Annotated in this window: 26 protein-coding genes; all 26 read right to left on the minus strand. The window is 30.3% G+C overall.

Annotation, left to right across the window (positions count from 1 at the left end):
* Window positions 1-242: 242 nt before the first annotated feature.
* The 26 genes from ECAJ_RS03025 to rplD all read right to left on the minus strand — a co-directional run bounded on the left by ECAJ_RS03025 (window position 243) and on the right by rplD (window position 17,536).
* The gene (locus ECAJ_RS03025) at window positions 243-2,261 is read right to left on the minus strand and encodes a ComEC/Rec2 family competence protein (protein ID WP_011304698.1); all 2,019 of its coding nucleotides are present in this window, start codon (window positions 2,259-2,261) and stop codon (window positions 243-245) included.
* A gap of 690 nt (window positions 2,262-2,951) precedes the next feature.
* Complete coding sequence (pheT, locus tag ECAJ_RS03030; RefSeq protein WP_011304699.1) at window positions 2,952-5,309, minus strand: phenylalanine--tRNA ligase subunit beta; 2,358 nt, start codon at window positions 5,307-5,309, stop codon at window positions 2,952-2,954.
* Window positions 5,310-5,352: 43 nt separating this feature from the next.
* The gene (gene rplQ / locus ECAJ_RS03035) at window positions 5,353-5,751 is read right to left on the minus strand and encodes a 50S ribosomal protein L17 (RefSeq protein ID WP_011304700.1); all 399 of its coding nucleotides are present in this window, start codon (window positions 5,749-5,751) and stop codon (window positions 5,353-5,355) included.
* 9 nt (window positions 5,752-5,760) lie between these two features.
* On the minus strand, window positions 5,761-6,831 hold the full coding sequence (locus ECAJ_RS03040; protein WP_407918902.1) for a DNA-directed RNA polymerase subunit alpha: 1,071 nt from the start codon (window positions 6,829-6,831) through the stop codon (window positions 5,761-5,763).
* A gap of 77 nt (window positions 6,832-6,908) precedes the next feature.
* Window positions 6,909-7,289 carry a 30S ribosomal protein S11 gene (rpsK, locus tag ECAJ_RS03045; RefSeq protein ID WP_011304702.1) on the minus strand — a complete coding sequence of 127 codons (381 nt, stop codon included), beginning with the start codon at window positions 7,287-7,289 and terminating at the stop codon, window positions 6,909-6,911.
* A gap of 11 nt (window positions 7,290-7,300) precedes the next feature.
* Entirely contained in the window at window positions 7,301-7,672 is a 372-nt protein-coding gene (gene rpsM / locus ECAJ_RS03050; RefSeq protein WP_011304703.1) for a 30S ribosomal protein S13, read from the minus strand.
* A gap of 58 nt (window positions 7,673-7,730) precedes the next feature.
* Window positions 7,731-8,396, minus strand: a complete 666-nt coding sequence (locus ECAJ_RS03055) for an adenylate kinase family protein (protein WP_011304704.1) — start codon at window positions 8,394-8,396, stop codon at window positions 7,731-7,733.
* Window positions 8,381-9,679, minus strand: a complete 1,299-nt coding sequence (gene secY / locus ECAJ_RS03060; protein ID WP_081425146.1) for a preprotein translocase subunit SecY — start codon at window positions 9,677-9,679, stop codon at window positions 8,381-8,383. Before secY ends, ECAJ_RS03055 begins: the two co-directional genes overlap by 16 nt.
* Window positions 9,680-9,718: 39 nt before the next feature.
* Window positions 9,719-10,189 (minus strand): 50S ribosomal protein L15, encoded by a 471-nt coding sequence (rplO, locus tag ECAJ_RS03065; RefSeq protein ID WP_011304706.1) that lies wholly within the window; start codon window positions 10,187-10,189, stop codon window positions 9,719-9,721.
* 3 nt (window positions 10,190-10,192) lie between these two features.
* The gene (rpsE, locus tag ECAJ_RS03070) at window positions 10,193-10,717 is read right to left on the minus strand and encodes a 30S ribosomal protein S5 (protein ID WP_011304707.1); all 525 of its coding nucleotides are present in this window, start codon (window positions 10,715-10,717) and stop codon (window positions 10,193-10,195) included.
* Window positions 10,718-10,734: 17 nt separating this feature from the next.
* Window positions 10,735-11,100, minus strand: coding sequence for a 50S ribosomal protein L18 (gene rplR, locus ECAJ_RS03075; RefSeq protein WP_011304708.1), 366 nt, complete (start codon window positions 11,098-11,100; stop codon window positions 10,735-10,737).
* Between the two features lie 17 nt (window positions 11,101-11,117).
* Entirely contained in the window at window positions 11,118-11,654 is a 537-nt protein-coding gene (gene rplF, locus ECAJ_RS03080; RefSeq protein WP_011304709.1) for a 50S ribosomal protein L6, read from the minus strand.
* Window positions 11,655-11,665: 11 nt separating this feature from the next.
* Window positions 11,666-12,064: a 30S ribosomal protein S8 gene (gene rpsH, locus ECAJ_RS03085; protein ID WP_011304710.1), complete on the minus strand. Its 399-nt coding sequence runs from the start codon at window positions 12,062-12,064 to the stop codon at window positions 11,666-11,668.
* 22 nt (window positions 12,065-12,086) lie between these two features.
* On the minus strand, window positions 12,087-12,392 hold the full coding sequence (rpsN, locus tag ECAJ_RS03090) for a 30S ribosomal protein S14 (protein WP_011304711.1): 306 nt from the start codon (window positions 12,390-12,392) through the stop codon (window positions 12,087-12,089).
* A 9-nt stretch (window positions 12,393-12,401) separates the two neighbouring features.
* The gene (gene rplE, locus ECAJ_RS03095; RefSeq protein ID WP_011304712.1) at window positions 12,402-12,935 is read right to left on the minus strand and encodes a 50S ribosomal protein L5; all 534 of its coding nucleotides are present in this window, start codon (window positions 12,933-12,935) and stop codon (window positions 12,402-12,404) included.
* Between the two features lie 10 nt (window positions 12,936-12,945).
* Window positions 12,946-13,275: a 50S ribosomal protein L24 gene (gene rplX, locus ECAJ_RS03100; RefSeq protein ID WP_011304713.1), complete on the minus strand. Its 330-nt coding sequence runs from the start codon at window positions 13,273-13,275 to the stop codon at window positions 12,946-12,948.
* A gap of 1 nt (window position 13,276) precedes the next feature.
* On the minus strand, window positions 13,277-13,636 hold the full coding sequence (gene rplN, locus ECAJ_RS03105; RefSeq protein ID WP_011304714.1) for a 50S ribosomal protein L14: 360 nt from the start codon (window positions 13,634-13,636) through the stop codon (window positions 13,277-13,279).
* Window positions 13,637-13,649: 13 nt separating this feature from the next.
* Window positions 13,650-13,901, minus strand: a complete 252-nt coding sequence (gene rpsQ / locus ECAJ_RS03110) for a 30S ribosomal protein S17 (protein ID WP_011304715.1) — start codon at window positions 13,899-13,901, stop codon at window positions 13,650-13,652.
* Window positions 13,870-14,073 (minus strand): 50S ribosomal protein L29, encoded by a 204-nt coding sequence (gene rpmC / locus ECAJ_RS03115; RefSeq protein ID WP_011304716.1) that lies wholly within the window; start codon window positions 14,071-14,073, stop codon window positions 13,870-13,872. The genes rpsQ and rpmC overlap by 32 nt, the downstream gene beginning before the upstream one ends.
* Window positions 14,074-14,085: 12 nt before the next feature.
* On the minus strand, window positions 14,086-14,496 hold the full coding sequence (rplP, locus tag ECAJ_RS03120; protein WP_011304717.1) for a 50S ribosomal protein L16: 411 nt from the start codon (window positions 14,494-14,496) through the stop codon (window positions 14,086-14,088).
* A gap of 16 nt (window positions 14,497-14,512) precedes the next feature.
* Entirely contained in the window at window positions 14,513-15,148 is a 636-nt protein-coding gene (gene rpsC, locus ECAJ_RS03125) for a 30S ribosomal protein S3 (protein ID WP_011304718.1), read from the minus strand.
* Between the two features lie 3 nt (window positions 15,149-15,151).
* A complete protein-coding gene (gene rplV / locus ECAJ_RS03130; protein ID WP_011304719.1) occupies window positions 15,152-15,496 on the minus strand; it encodes a 50S ribosomal protein L22 in 345 nt (114 codons plus the stop codon).
* A 12-nt stretch (window positions 15,497-15,508) separates the two neighbouring features.
* Window positions 15,509-15,790 carry a 30S ribosomal protein S19 gene (rpsS, locus tag ECAJ_RS03135; protein WP_011304720.1) on the minus strand — a complete coding sequence of 94 codons (282 nt, stop codon included), beginning with the start codon at window positions 15,788-15,790 and terminating at the stop codon, window positions 15,509-15,511.
* 3 nt (window positions 15,791-15,793) lie between these two features.
* A complete protein-coding gene (gene rplB / locus ECAJ_RS03140; protein ID WP_011304721.1) occupies window positions 15,794-16,624 on the minus strand; it encodes a 50S ribosomal protein L2 in 831 nt (276 codons plus the stop codon).
* 7 nt (window positions 16,625-16,631) lie between these two features.
* Window positions 16,632-16,922 carry a 50S ribosomal protein L23 gene (locus tag ECAJ_RS03145; RefSeq protein WP_011304722.1) on the minus strand — a complete coding sequence of 97 codons (291 nt, stop codon included), beginning with the start codon at window positions 16,920-16,922 and terminating at the stop codon, window positions 16,632-16,634.
* Window positions 16,919-17,536, minus strand: coding sequence for a 50S ribosomal protein L4 (gene rplD / locus ECAJ_RS03150; protein ID WP_011304723.1), 618 nt, complete (start codon window positions 17,534-17,536; stop codon window positions 16,919-16,921). The genes ECAJ_RS03145 and rplD overlap by 4 nt, the downstream gene beginning before the upstream one ends.
* Between the last annotated feature and the right edge of the window lie 4 nt (window positions 17,537-17,540).

A 17,540-nucleotide genomic window follows, 5' to 3' on the forward strand; every position in this document is an offset into this window, starting at 1 on the left:
GATTAAAGCTTATCAACATTACACATCACATGTTACTAAGCATTTGACAATGTTTACCTTACTACTTATTAACAAAACAATATATAAGACATCAACATAATCAAACTGTAATAGCTAATATATACACTCCTTTACTCCATACAGATATTTGATAGTTCTTATATTACTGTTTTTAAACAAAACAACACATGATATTCTCATGTAATTACAATCAAACTAGAAGCAACTAAAGTTTATCAAAATTATACATGCCATATCCTGTTACCAGATATTTCATTAACCTTTATATGATTTTTTGTTACCCAAACAAAATATGACCTTCTTTTATCATTATAAGCAATATGTTGAGTTACACATTCATGTGGATACACAAACTTTTTACCTTGTATAACTAAGTCTACATTAATACAATTTCGTAACACATAATTAGCATTATAAGCTATCAAAACCTTTTTACCAAATTTGCTATATATACATCCTTCACCTTTCTTACAAGATAAGCATTGATTATTTCTAAGAGGATGTTTTAACATTTCACGTTGACCATTTTGTTTTGCCCATGTCAAATTTATAAAACTTGTCAAATGAGCTTTTTGATTAATCGCATATAATTTATTATCTAACTCCTTAACTACAACATTATGCTGATTTATCATAATATCAGGAGTCACATAGTTAACACCAACAAAAAACCCACATGCAACTAGTATTAACCCACAAAACCTCAGATTTCCATTCCACAAGCACAAAAACAAAAATCCAAAAGTAATAATTAATATAGATGTTGAAGAAAAAGCATGAAACAACAGTACTAACTTATTCATTCCTGAAATGTACTGAACTACATATATAAGTAACCCAACTGCACTTTCTATCATCCACGAAACATAGTATTCTAAATTAACAACACCTAGTATTATGTAAAATAACCCTAATGGCATTATCAAAAATGTTGTAATGGGTATTGCAAGCAAATTAGCAAAAACTCCTGCAATAGAAAAATAGTTAAAATGGTATACAACATAAGGCAGTGTAGCTAAACCTGCAATCAAAGAACTCACAATAATTGATAAAAAATACTGTAGTATATTATTTATCACTACTAATTTAAAAAAAATATTACGACTAGCAATAAGAGCAAGCACAGCAGCAAATGACATTTGAAAACTTGGGCTTAGCAATGATTCAGGGGTAAATAATAATATAATAAATGAAGCAATTGCTATAGAACAAAAACTATTATGACTTCTATCTATTAAAACACCAACAAATATGCAACTTACCATGATAAAAGCACGTTGAGCTGAAACCGGAACTCCAGCAATTAATAAGTAAATAAGACTTATTATAATCGCTATTATAGCAGAAATTTTTTTTATATTGTAACTTTCAGCAAGCCTTGTATATAGTACTAACAAATTTCTTGATAAAACAAAAAACAAACCCGCAACAAAAGACAAATGTAATCCAGAAATAGCAAAAAGATGAGCTATACCAGTATTTCTAATTGCTTCCATTATATCATTGCTAATACCTTCTTTTTTCCCTATTAATAATGCACTCAAGATATTAGCACTATCCTCCGTTAAGCTTCGCAGAAATATCTTATATATATTAAACCTTACAAATTCTATATATTCTGTAATTCTTCTACTGTTCTTCTTTTCAAATAAATACACATCACTAACTGCAAAACCTACTGCACTTATATTTTTAAAATAAGATACAAAAGAAAAGTCATAAGAAAATTGTGAGACAGACATTGATGGAGGATAAACCACAGCAGAAAATTTTATCTTATCACCTATTGTAATATTACTATCTAATTTAGTACGAACTACCAATCTAATACATTTTATATTACATTTACTATTTTCTATATCACAAACAACTATCCTTTTATATGATTGTTTAGCGCTGATTTCTTTAATTGTCGCAACAACATCCTTTAGATACACTTGATACTGCAATGGAGTGCTAACAAAATAATGAGCTTTTATTTGAACACTAACAAAACCTAATAAGATAAAAAAAATAGGTAAAAATAAAAAACCACACTTTCTTAAACAAATAAAAATTAAACTAATAAACAATAAGACAGTTATGCATATCAATACATCATCTTGTGGCTCATTATCCAAAGAAAAGTAAAATATTATACCAACCCCTTGTAATACTGGTATCCAAATTATCAGAATATTTTTATTATCATTGAAACTTTTGTATAACAATGATGTTATCTTTTTGATAATGATACTCACTAGTGGTACATAAATTAATAATACTTAAGATATTAATATTATACTTTTTATAAATAACCTAAGATTTATTATATTTCTCATAAGAAATATTTTATTTCAAAAAATAAATCTTCATTTCTCAACTTAAATTAGATTTACAGTTCATCATAATAAATTCCATCGTAGCAAAATCTTTCTATCTATTGACTCACCAACAAAAATATATTCAGAAAATACTTTACAATAATCTTATATTCTACACTAAAAAACAATACCATATAGGAAATTTTCAGATAACCTTCTATATAAATAGATTCATATTTTACCATTAATATTTAATGTGTAATCAATAGTGATTTAAAAAACTGTATAAATTATGTAATTTTATAAAACAGGTTCAAAAACCATTGATAAATAATAAAAATACCACGATATGTAATTTATCATTATCAATTTAAAACAAACTATAACTAATAATAAAACAAGTACAGGAACAAATGACACTTGAAACCCTGAATTTAGCAATAACTCAGAATTTAATAACAAATAAAACCTTACTAATAGAACAAAAACTATTATGATTTCTATATATAAAACACTAATAATCTAGCATAATAACTTTCAAAAATTATTTCATGTATCTTATAGTAAGAAATTATATAAGTAAATTTTAAAGATCAATAATGACGTTATATAATTATACTACTATAACTAAAAAGACCTTAAAACTCCACCAAGTTTTTCAGCTACAGCATTAATTATTAAATCAGAAGCATCCTTTATTTCTTGATCATTTAACGTATGATCAACAGGATTAAAAGTAACTGACAATGCAACAGATAACTTATTATCACCAATACTATTCCCCTCATACAAATCAAAAACTGTAACATTATCTATTAACACAGGATTACTATTTTTAGTTACATCTATCAAATGCTGTACACTTGTATCTTTATCAATCAAAAAGGCAAAATCACGTTTTACAGACTGATAACATGATTCCGTCAACTCTTTATGTGCTACATCCACTTTAGGAATTTTGTATAAAAATACTTCAAAACAAACTACGGGACGCTTTATTTCGTATAAATGTACAATATTAGGATGCAATTCACCAAAATACCCTAGACAAATATCTTTAAAATATACATCTGCAGATCGTACAGGATGAAGATATGATTTATCAGATTTCCTTAATTCTATAGAATTAGATTCAATATTTAATTCCTGTAGTATACTAATAACATCAGATTTAACATCAAAAACATCAACAGACCTATCACACTTATAAAGATTACGTGGTAAATTATTCCCATACCTTACACCACAAACTACATTACTGTTGCTACCACATATATTATTAAAACCATAAACTTGACCTATTTCAAAAATGGCTATTTCACTACTTCCATATGCTTGATTTTCATATACAACTTGCAGCAAATTTAATAAAAGACTAGGACGCATTAAATTCAACTTATCACTAATAGGATTATCTATCAGTAGTAATTCTGAACTATAACCTAACTTTTCAGCAAATACCATATTTGTAAATGACCAAGTAATTACTTCCATTAATCCTTCAGATAACAACAGTGCCTTTAATCTATCATGATAATCATCAGAAATATCAACATGAGAAATAGGTATAGGTTCTTCGCATATTTTATCATACCCATATAACCTAAGCACTTCTTCTACAATATCTGAAGAGTGTTTAATATCAGATCTCCATGAAGGCACAGTGACCCTCCATAGAAATTCATTATTATTATCTACAATAAAACCAAGTTTTATCAAAAAATCAAAAATTTCTTCATTTGAAATATTAACATTCCCTATACTTCTTACAGAGTCTGGGAAAAAATTCAATTCAATATTATCAACGACATGAACTTCATTAGATACAACATCAAAATGTGTTCCACCACAATACTCTAATATCATTTTTGTAGCCAAATCTAGACCAGTTTGCAAGAATCTAGGATCAACAAACCTTTCAAAACGATAACTAGAATCAGTAGATAACTTAATTTTTTTTGAAGATAATACAATATCTACAGGAGCAAACCATGCAGATTCTAAAAAAATATCCTCTGTATCTAATAAGCAGCTACTCAACTTTGAACCTATTACTCCAGCAACACTGTGAATACTATTTTCCAAATCAACAGCTACAATATTTTCTGTACCTAAAATATACTTCTTATCATTAAGAGCATAAAATTCTGTTTGATTATCAGCTTTTTTAAAAATCAACTTATTTTTTATCTTATTTGCATCATACACATGGAGTGGTCTATTAAAAGACAACATTATATAATTTGTTATATCTACAACAAATGAAATCGAGTTGATTCCACATACCAAAAGATAATCTTTTAACCATTTAGGACTTTCACAATTCTTTATGCCCTTAATATATCTACCTTTAACTATCCCATCAACTTGCACAGAAACTTCAATTGGTGAAGAACAATTAGAATGATTAGAAAGTTCACCTATACACTTTAATTTTCCTAAACCTGCAGCAGCTAAATCACGAGCTATACCATATACACCCAAACAATCACCACGATTTGGAGTAATGCTAACTTCTATTATCGGGTCACAAGGAAAAAAAGTATCACCTACATTATAAGTGTTCGGCAATTCAATTATTCCATTTTTTGAATTCCTATGATCGACTATCCCTAACTCATCATTAGAGCATAGCATACCATAACTTTCAACACCACGCAATTTCACCACTTCAATAATAGACTGATCTGTTGGCATTATACTACCAACACATGCTAAGACTGACTTCATACCAACTTTCACATTAGAAGCACCACACACAACCTGGAGAATTTGCTTCCCATCAGATACTTTACAAATCTTTAACTTGTTAGCTGAATGATGAGGATTTACTTCCAATACCTCAGCAATGACAAAAGTTTTTAAATGTTCACAATAATCTACGTTATTTACTTCTATACCAATATCACTAAGCTTCTTGATTATCACATCCAAAGACACATCTGTATCAAGATAACGCCTTAACCAAGAAAATGTAAATTTCATAAAATCACTTTAGATAAAAAAACACTGAGTATGAAATATAAAACTAAGAACCATTATTCTCAACAGTTGCTATTTGTCTATCAACAAGTTCTATTATTGCCATAGGTGCACTATCACCTTTACGAAAACCATTTTTTATAATTCTAGTATACCCACCATTCCTACTCTTATAACGTATTGATAATACATCAATCAATTTATTAGCAGCATCAGGATTCTTAATTTTAGAAATTAGTAATCTTTTCCCATAAACTAAATTCTTCCCATGATATACTTTGCCAATAGTAATAAGCTTTTCTACATAAGGACGCAATTCTTTAGCTTTAGGTAAAGTTGTAGATATTCTCTCATGCTTAATTAAAGATATACACATATTCAAAAGCATAGCCATTCTGTGAGCACTAGTACGAGAAAACTTTCTATGAGCAACACGATGCCTCATAACATAACCTCATTCTTCACTATATTGTTTACTTAAACTCTCAATGGATTCAGGAGGCCAATTCGCAATCTTCATACCCAAATGCAGATTCATACTTGCTAACAGCTCATTAATCTCATTAAGCGACTTTCTACCAAAATTTGGAGTTCTCAACATATCAGACTCAGTTTTTTGAACCAAATCACCTATATAAGTAATATTATCATTCTTCAAACAATTATAAGACCTAACTGAAAGTTCTAACTCATCAACTTTACGTAATAAATTAGAATCATATGGTAATGCATCTTTAGTATCAATTTTCTTATGAGGCTCATCAGTTTCATCAAAGTTAATAAACGGTTGAAATTGATCTTGTAAAATCCTTGCAGCTAACGCTACAGCCTCATCAGGTAAAATAGACCCGTCAGTTTCTACTGATAACACTAACCTATCATAGTCTGTAAATTGACCAATACGGCTACTTTCAACTTTAAAAGATGCCTTTTTAATAGGACTGTAAAGAGCATTAGTAGCAATAAAATTTACTGGCACATCACTAAGCTTGCTAACTGATTTACGTTTTACAGCAGGAACATAACCTTTTCCAGAATTAACATACATTTTTATATTAAAATCTACATCCTGATCTAATGTACAAATTAATAAATCTTTGTTGAGTATTATACAATCATCAGTATCAGGGATCATTCCAGATCTTACTTCACATGGTCCTTTAACCCTAAGAGATAAAACCTTATTACTTAGACCAGAAAGCTTTACCCTCATCATACTAATATTTAACAGAATATCTGTAACATCTTCCCTAACTCCAGAAATTGAGGTAAATTCATGCAAAACATTTTCTATTTCAACACCATAAACAGCAAAACCACGCAAAGAAGACATCATCACTCTTCTTAAAGCATTACCTAAAGTCAAAGCAAAACCACTCTCAAGAGGCTCAACAATTAAATCTGCTTTATTTGGAGAAGCACCATTAGACTCTACTTTAATAGAAGACGGCTTAGTTAACTTACTCCAATGATCACTCATGGATATATAACCCACTGCGTTAGAATACGCATTCCCTACTGTCATATAACCCGAATCTTGAGTAACAGAATTAGAATCCTCGTCGAAAATCACAACAGAACCTCACATACTAATAAATACACTTAAACTCTACGTCTTCCTGGAAGCTTACATCCATTATGCGGAAGCTTTGTAGTATCTTTAATAGAAGTAACATTTAAATTACAAGCTTGAACAGCTCTTATAGCTGCTTCTCTACCTGCACCAGGACCAGAAACCTTAATAGATACTGTTTTCATCCCATTTTGCTCAACAACTGTCTTAACAGCATGACTGGCTGTTTCCTGCGCTGCATAAGGAGTCGCTTTTTTAGATCCTTTAAAGCTACATGCTCCAGCAGAAGTACATATTAACGAATGGCCTTGCTGATCTGTAACTGTTACAATAATATTATTATAGGTAGCATGAATGTACACCACCCCAACTACAACATTTCTCTTTTTCTTTTTATACACTACACTCATAATATACCTTGTTATTTCTTCTTAGCAGCAACTGGTAATTTTGATCTACCTTTACGAGTTTTAGCATTAGTATGAGTCCTTTGACCACGAACAGGTAACCCTCTTCTATGTCTTAACCCTCTATAACATCCTATATCAGTCAAAAACTTGATATTCATGCTAACTTCTTTTCTCAAATCACCTTCTACTATATAATTTTCTCTAATAAAGTTCCTAATTCTAATAATTTCATCATCACTTAAATTTACAACGCGAACATTATGATCAATATTACAACCTTCACAGATTCTATTAGCTAAAGAAAGACCAATACCATATATATAAGTTAAAGCAATAACTACACGCTTATTTGTAGGAATATTTACTCCAGCTATACGTGCCACTAACTTCCCTCCACAAGATAATAAATGCTTTGTAATATAGCAAATATGCAGACTAACGTCAACCAATAATTAAAGGCGCTATTTTTTCTTTTATATCACAAGCAACTCCCTCTATTGACTTTCCTGCATCAATGCACACAATCTTATCACAATAATAATCTTCTAATTTTTTAATCTCTTCATTATATTTATCTACTCTTTTCACAATAACTTCCAGTTTATCATCATAACGACAATCTAACTTATTGCTGTTACAAAAACTACAAGTAATTTCATCAATTTTTTTACCAAAAAAACTTAAATTTGAAACCTGACCACAATTCTTACACAAAATACGGCTAGATAATCTACTTTTAATAACTTCTAAATCTAATTGCAACTGTATTACTATATCAATCTGACTGTCATATTCTGCCAAAATTTTTGTTAAAAACTCTGCCTGACTTAAATTTCTTGGAAAACCATCTAATAAAAATCCATTCTTTATTTTACTAATAGATTTAGCAAACATTTTACACACTAAGTCATCATCTACTAAATCACCAGATTCTATAATTTTTTTAATTCTCTTACCATCATCAGTATCAAGCTTTGCTTCATTCCTTAATAAATCACCTGTTGAAATTATAGAAATACTACTATAGGTTTCTGATAAAATATGGCACTGTGTACCCTTACCAGATCCAGGAGGACCAAAAATTAATATATTTATTTTATTTTCCATAGCTCAGATTTTCTAATTAAAGTATTGTATCTACTTGAGTACAAATGTGTTTGTACCTGAGAAAATGTATCAATTATCACATTCACTATTATTAAAAAGCTAGTACCACCTAAAGTGAAGGAAACAGAATAATTATATCTTATTAATTCAGGAATTATACAAATAACTGTCAAATAAATTGAACCTAAAACAGTTAATCTCTTAATTACATAATTAAAGTACTCACATGTAGCATTCCCTGGTCTTTTCCCTGGAACAAAACCTCCATTTTTTTTTAATATTTCTGATGTCTCTTTTGCATCGAAAACAAAAGCTGTATAAAAAAATGCAAAAAAGATTATTAACAACGCATAACACACTATGTACAGTAATTTACCAGAAGAAAAGTACATTAATATAAAATCAGACCACGGAGAACCTTGATGAAAATTCGCCACTGTAATAGGAGACAATAACAAAGCATTTGCAAAAATAGGAGGTATTACACCAGAAATATTAATCTTCAATGGAATATAAGTAGAACTACTCCCATATAATTTATTTTTAACTTGCCTCTTTGGATATTGAACCAATATCTTCCTATAAGACTTCTCAACAAAAATAATTAATAACAATAACGCAAAAAATATTAAAACCATCAATAAGATTACAAATATTGGCACATTACCATTTTTTCCTAACAAAAACATAGAAGAAAAAGATCCAGGTAATTCAGCTACTATACCTGTAAATATTATCATAGATACGCCATTACCTATCCCGTTTTTATTGATTCTTTCACCCAACCATAATAAAAACATTGTACCACCTAACAGGCTACTAATACCTACTATACGAAATAACAAACCAGGATCAATTACTACAATACTATTTTCTGAATTCATTTTTTCTAATCCAAGTAAAATAACAGAACCTTGAACTATACAGAAAAAAATTGTCATATACCGTATATAATTATTAATTTTCATTCTACCCAATTCACCATTCTGCCTAAGTTCATTTAATCTTGGAACAGTAACTGACAATAGCTGAATAATTATAGAGGATACTATATATGGCATAACATTTAAGGCAAAAACTGTCATTCTACCTAAAGCACCACCAGAAAATACATTAAAAATCCCTAGTACACCTACTGAATGCTTACTAACAACTGCATCTATTATATCTGGATTAATCCCAGGAATAGGTATATAAGTACCCAAACGATACACAATAAGACATAATAAAGTAAACCAAAGCTTACCCAATAAATTATCCTTATTCCAAGATAGTAAATCCATTTTTTGTGACATAAGATTACTTAACTATGAAACTAAACATTACACTTTATCTTCTGATACACTACTCAATAAAGTAACTTGTGAACCTGCTGACTTTGAAATAAAATCATACTCAATAGCTACTGCAGTGTTTAATTTACCATCTCCAAGAATTTTTATTTTCTCTTTAATAGAAGGAATCACACCTAAATTAAATAATACTTGCTTTGTAATAGCAGAAACATTTTCAATCTTTTTACTATCAATTAATCTCTGAATTGTAGACAAATTTACTATTGAATATTTACTCTTAAACAGAGAATTAAACCCTCTTTTAGGAAGTCTGGTAAATATAGATTGTTGTCCACCTTCAAAACCATTTATAGAAACTCCAGATCTTGCTTTTTGTCCTTTATGCCCACGGCCAGATGTCTTACCTTTTCCGCAACCTATACCTCTACCTAATACTTTAGTTTTTTTCTTTTTAGGTAATCCGCTAAATATATTATTTAATTTCACAACAGTATTCATAAATTACCTATTTTCAATAATATCACCTATTTTCCTACTTCTTTTATTAGCTACCTGTTTTGGTGATAGCATTTTCTTAAAAGCAGCAAAAACAGCATACACAACATTATGCGGGTTTGAAGAGCCTATAGATTTTGCTACAACATCTTGCACTCCTAAAACCTCAAAAATTAAACGTATAGAACCACCAGCTATAATACCTGTCCCTACTTTAGCTGACCTTAGCATCACTTTACTTGCACAAAATTTAGCTTTTACATCATGATGTAAAGTTCTCGATTCACGTAAATGTACTCTTATCATATTTTTTTTAGCAGCATTAACAGCTTTGACCTTAGCTTCAGATACTTCAAGATGTTTACCTATACCACAACCAACTTTACCTTTTTCATCACCTATAACTACTAAAACTGAAAAAGAAAACCTCCTACCACCTTTTACAACTTTCGCAACTCTTCTGACAGAAACTATTAACTCAGAAAAATCATTAGCACCATGAACATTTCGTGATTTTTTTACAACATCCATACTATCAAACCTACATATTAAATTTCAAAACCATAATTCCGCAACTCATTTGCAAATTCAGAAACTATTCCCGTATACTTATAAGGCCCTCTATCGAAAACAAATTTTTTGCAATTACCCAACTTATTCAATCTATCAGACATCAGTTTTGCAACAATTTTTACAGCATTACTATTCACTTTCCTATTAGTTACAGCAATAACCTCGCTTTCTAAAGTAGATGCTGAAGCAAATGTTCGCCCACATTTATCATCTATTAACTGTACGTAAAAGTGTCTATTTGACTTAAAAATAGATAACCTCAGCAAAGAAGAATTCCTTCTTAATTTTAACCTAACACGCTTCTTACGCCTTTCAGATCTAGTAATACAATCAGATACCATAAATAATCACCCTACTTTTACTTTTTCTTGTTAACTTCTTTTCTATGAACATACTTACCTTTAATAGAGATACCTTTACCTTTATATGGATTATACTTCCTAATTGAACATATATCAGATGCTACCATATATACTTTTTGCTTATCAAAACCTTTCACTAATATTTGAGTAGGCTTAACACATTGAATAACAATACCTTTAGGTATTTTATATTTTATCCCATGACTAAAGCCTAAAAATAGAGATAAATACTCACCATTAATTTCAGCTTTATATCCAACACCGTTAACTTCAAGCTCAACTACTACACCTTGAGATAAGCCTATAGCATAATTATTAATTATACTCCTATAAGTCCCCCAAATTACCTTTGACTTAATAGACTTATCATTAACACGTAATACTATCTTCCCATCAGTAATATCACAAAGCACATTATGATTCAAATTTAATTTTAACGAATTCTCACTATTCTTTAAGATAAGCTGATTACCAACTAAATCTACCTGAACATTACTAGGAATCGCTATAGGCATAGAGCCAACTCTTGACATTAATTAATCTCCTAAAAAACACCACATAAAATTTCTCCACCAACACCAGCCTTACGAGCATTGTAATCTGACATAATTCCTTTAGATGTCGATATTATATATAAACCTAAACCATTATAAAACTTAGGCATATCTTTAGCTGAACAATAACATCTTTTACCTGGCTTTGATATTCTAGCTATCTGACTAATTACAGGAGCACCATTATAATATTTAAGTTTTACTTCAAAAAATTTTATACTAGAACTTTTTGATTTTTCAGTAAACCCATCTATATACCCTTCTGAAAGCAAAATTTGTAGTATAGCATGAATAACATAAGAATAAGAAACCACTATTACCTTATTCATACTTAATTGTCCATTACGTATACTTGTTAAAAAATTAGCAATAGGATCTGACAAAGACACTACTAATACCCTCCTTTCAATATTACCAACTAGATTTAGTCAATCCAGGTATTTGACCAATTGAACCTAATTGACGTAAAACAATACGAGAAACTTTAAATTTCCTATAACAACCCCTAGGCCTTCCAGTAACTAAACATCTGTTTCTAATTCTAATATAAGATGAATCTCTAGGAAGCTTAGACAACTTAACTTGAGCTAAAAATCTATCATTCATAGAAATAGATTGATCTTTAATTATAGCCTTTAGCTCATCTCTTTTACTTTTTAATCTACTACAAATAGATATACGTTTTAAATTTCTTTGTATTACAGATTTTCTTGACATGCACGCCCTTTAATTAATAAACGGAAAACCAAATTCCATCAATAATAACTTAGCATCATTATTATTAACCGCATTTGTTACAATATTTATATCTAATCCTAATATTTTATCTATTTTATCATAATCTATTTCCAAGAATGAAATATGCTCTTTTATGCCAATTGATAAATTACCACAACCATCAAATTGATTAACAGATAACCCTTTAAAATCTTGTTCCCTAGGAAGGACAACATGAATAAGCCTCTCTAAAAACTCATACATCTTATTATTTCTTAAAGTCACCTTACATCCAATGGGGAACCCTTTACGTATTTTAAATCCAGCTATAGATTTCTTTGCATAAGTTGCTACAGGCTTCTGACCAGCTATTAATGCAAGATCACGAACACAAGAATTCATAACCTTACTATCAGATCCTCTTATACCTAGCCCTATATTTAAACAAACCTTTACAATCTTAGGAACTTGCATAACATTGCTGTACCCAAGTTTAGTTTTCAAAGACGGCACAATATGACTTTTATATAAATCCTTTAACATAAAAAACAACCTACTCTATAACTTTGCCAGAAGACTTCATAAAACGTACTTTCTTCTCATCAATAAATTTATAACCTACTCTTGTTCGAATTCCAAGTGTAGAATCAAACAATGCAATATTCGAAAGATTTATAGGTTTTGCAATATTTATAATACCACCATCACTTTTTTGAGTTGCTTTAACACTCTTTTTGCATATATTTACTCCCGATACTATTGCAAAAGAAACATCCTTACCAAAGTGTTTTTTTCTCAATACCTTTATTACTTTTCCCATTTTTCCTTTATCTTTGCCACTGATTACTACAACATCATCACCAACAACAATTTTCATACCCATTTTACAATACCTCTACAGCTAAAGACATAACTTTAGAAAAAAGACCAAAAGGTAATTTCTTAATTGGACCAAATACACGAGTCCCTAATGGATCACCTTGATCATTAATTAATACAACAGCATTACTTGAAAATCTTATAATACTTCCATCTAATCTACGCACTGCTTTTTTTACTCTTACAACTACTGCTTTATAAACTTTTCCTTTGCTAACTTTTCCTCTTGGAGTAATTACTTTAGTAGAAACAACAATTACATCACCAACTGAAGCAGACTTTTTACCATTTAATAATCCTATACACAACACCTTACGCGCACCAGAATTATCAGCAACATCCAGTAAAGTATTTTTCTGTATCATAAACTCTCACCTTCTAAATTACAATCCACCTTTTAGTAGCAGATATAGGTATATGCTCCTGTATCTTCACAACATCACCACACTTACACTTATTATACTCATCATGTACTACATAATTCTTGCGCTTCTTTACTATCTTTTTATATGTCTTATGTCTTACCATACGAGAAACCATCACCTTTATAGTTTTATCACATTTTGTAGCAACTACAACCCCTGTTAAAACTTTCTTATTAGACATGCCTTTCCTCTTTTTTTCTTTCATTCAACACTGTTAACACTCTAGCTATATCTCTTTTTATATTGACACAATAAAAATGGTTACCTGATTTATCAATTTTCCTATTTAACACAGCATCAACTAATTCTTTTCTTAAACTCGCTAATAATTCACGCAACTCATCACTGGTCTTAGATCTTATATCAACAATATCCATAGCTCAATACCCTTACAATTCATCACTTACAAACTTACATTTCATTGGAAGCTTAGCTTGAGCTTTATTTAATGCTTCCCTTGCTAAATTTAATGATACACCGCTTATCTCAAATAAGATCTTTCCAGGTTTTACCTTGCATACCCACATTTCAACACTACCTTTACCTTTTCCCATACGTACATCCATAGGTTTCTTACTAACAGAAGTATGACAAAATGCTCTTATCCACACTTTACCAACACGCTTTAAAGTTCTTGAAATACTTCTTCTAGCAGATTCGATTTGTTTCGAAGTCAATCTACATGGTTCTAAAGCTTTCAACCCATAAGATCCAAAAGATAAAGTATATCCACCTTTTGCATTACCACTAATACGCCCTTTAAAATCCTTTTTATACTTAGTTTTTTTAGGTATAAACATAATCTCTACTCACTAATTACTCATTACTCGATTTCGTCTCGCCAAGATAGACCCAAACTTTAACACCTATTATCCCATAAATGGTTTTTGCTTCAGAAAAACCATAATCTATATTAGCTCTAAAAGTATGCAATGGAACACTACCTTCTTTATACCACTCCGTTCTAGCAATTTCAGCTCCACCTAACCTACCAGCACAACTAACTTTTATTCCCTTTGCACCTATCTTTAAACAGTTTTGTACACTCCTTTTCATTGCACGCCTAAAAGATATTCTCTTCTCTAATTGCTGTGCAATATTTTCTGCTATTAAAACTGCTTTTAATTCAGGCTTCTTTACCTCTATGATATTTAATTCAATATTGTTATTTATCATTTTAACAATTTGCTGCTTAACCTTATCAATATCAGCACCTTTTTTACCTATAATCACACCAGGCTTAGCAGAATATACATTAACCATAATTAAATCTACTTTTCTTGCTATGACAACCTTACTAATTGCAGCATGATAGAAAGCTTTTTTTATAAACTTACGCAATAAAAAATCTTCATGTAGCTTTGTAGTATAATCCTTATTGGCATACCACAAAGAATCCCACGTATTAATTATCTTTAACCTTAATCCAATAGGATTACATTTCTGACCCATAAATTATATCCTCTCAAATAATTTTATGATAACGTTACCATAATGCTTATGCACCCTACATGCTTTACCCCGTGCACGTGCATGAACCCTACGCAGAGAAAAAGACTTACCAACTAAAACTTCTTTTACATAAAGATTATCAAGATCAACATTATAATTAGCTTGCGCATTAGCAACGGCTGATTTTAAAACCTTACTGATATAACCAGCAGACTTCTTTTTACAAAATTTTAAATACATCATAGCAACAGATACATCTTTCCCTCTAATTAAATCAGCAACCAAATTCAATTTAGAAGGAGTAGATCTTAATCCAATACCTTTAGCTTCTACCAATACTTTACCCATAACCTAACCAACCTACTTCCTAGATACCTTTTTATCACCAACATGCCCAGTATAACGACGAGTTGGAGAAAACTCACCAAATTTACGTCCAACCATATTATCATTTACTTTCACAGGAACATAAGTTTTACCATTATAAACTCCAAAAGTTAAACCTATAAATTTATTCAAGATAACAGAAGATCTAGAGTGAATATTGATAATAGAATTTAATTTATTTTGAGCTACAGCTTTATTTACTAGACGTAAAACATGCGGTGCACAAAAAGGAGGCTTTTTAATAGATCTAGACATATTCTACCCTTTATCAGATACACGTTTAATATACTTATTACTAGACTTATTTCTCTTTCTAGTCTTTTTACCTTTTGTTGGTACACCCCATGGAGTAACAGGATTTCTACCACCAGAAGTTTTACCTTCACCTCCACCGTGAGGATGATCTATAGGGTTCATAGCTACACCACGCACAGTAGGCCTAATACCTAGCCATCTATTCCTACCAGCCTTACCTAACTTTACATTTTGATTATCCAAATTAGATACTATACCTATAGTAGCACGACAATCAGACAATACTTTTCTTATCTCACCTGAACTTAACCTCAATAAAACGTATACACCATCTTTACTCATTAACTGAGCATAAGTTCCGGCAGACCTTGCTATTACTCCACCATTACCAGGTCTTAACTCAACATTATGAACAAATGTTCCAACTGGGATAGATTTCAACATAAGGCAATTTCCAGGTAATATGTCAGATCCTTCACCAGATATAACAACATCCCCTTTTTTTAACCCATTAGGTGCAATAATATAAGACTTTTCACCATCATCATAAGATAACAATGCAATAAATGCCGTCCTATTTGGATCATACTCTAACCTTTCAACAGTAGCAGAAACGCCAACTTTATTTCTCTTGAAATCAATAATTCTATACAATCGTTTATGACCTCTACCACGATGGCGAACAGTAATAACACCACGAGAGTTTCTACCACCACAAGAAATCTTATAACTAACTAAAGACTTCTCTGGTTTACCTTTCCACAGCATTGATTTATCTAATAATACAGTACCACGCAAAGACGCTGTTACTGAGTTTAAATTTTTAATACCCATTTCTATTCTATTTCATTCCCATATACTTAAAACTTTGATCCTTTGGCAAAGAAAAATAAACTTTTTTCCTATCTTTCCTATGCCCAACTATACCTTTAAAATGCTTCTTTTTCCCTTTCTGATTTATCACATTAATATGAGTAGCATCTAAATCAAAAACTACCTTCAAAGCCTTTTTTATCTTTTGTTTATTAGCATCAACAGATACATAGACAGCATACTTATTAAATTTCTCATTCAATAGTACTGCTTTCTCTGTAATAATAGAGGACTGTATAACATTAAAATAATTAATCATAATAACCTTTCTTCTAAATACTTTACAGCTCCAACAGTTAAAATTATGCAATCATGTCTTAAAATATCTAAAACATTAGTTCCAATCTGCTTTAACAAAGTTACATTATGCAAATTCCTACAAGAGCAGACTACATTTTTATTATAATCCTTATCGATAATCAGAAAAGATTTATGCTCAAAATTTCTAATAAACTGCAATACTTGCGTAGTCTTCACAAAATTAACATCAATACTATCTAAAATCAATAATTTATTACAAGAATTCTTTAATGATAAAGCAACCTTCAACCCGAGCTTACGAACTTTCTTATTTAATGAATAAGCATGATTTCTTACTACAGGACCAAAAATAACAGCACCACCCCTGAACTGCGGACTACGTAAACTACCTTGCCTTGCTCTACCAGTATGCTTTTGTCTATAAGGCTTAGCAGTTGTACCAGAAATATCACCTATAGTTTTTGCTTTATGTGTTCCAGCACGTCTTTTTGACAATTGCCAATTAACCACCATCTTCAATATGTCTGGCCTATAATCTACAGAAAATATCAAAGGATTTAAATCAATCGTTCCAATTTTATCACTATTTACATTTATTATACTAACTTCCATATTG

It is taken from the genome of Ehrlichia canis str. Jake (assembly GCF_000012565.1).
GTDB classification, from domain to species: domain Bacteria; phylum Pseudomonadota; class Alphaproteobacteria; order Rickettsiales; family Anaplasmataceae; genus Ehrlichia; species Ehrlichia canis.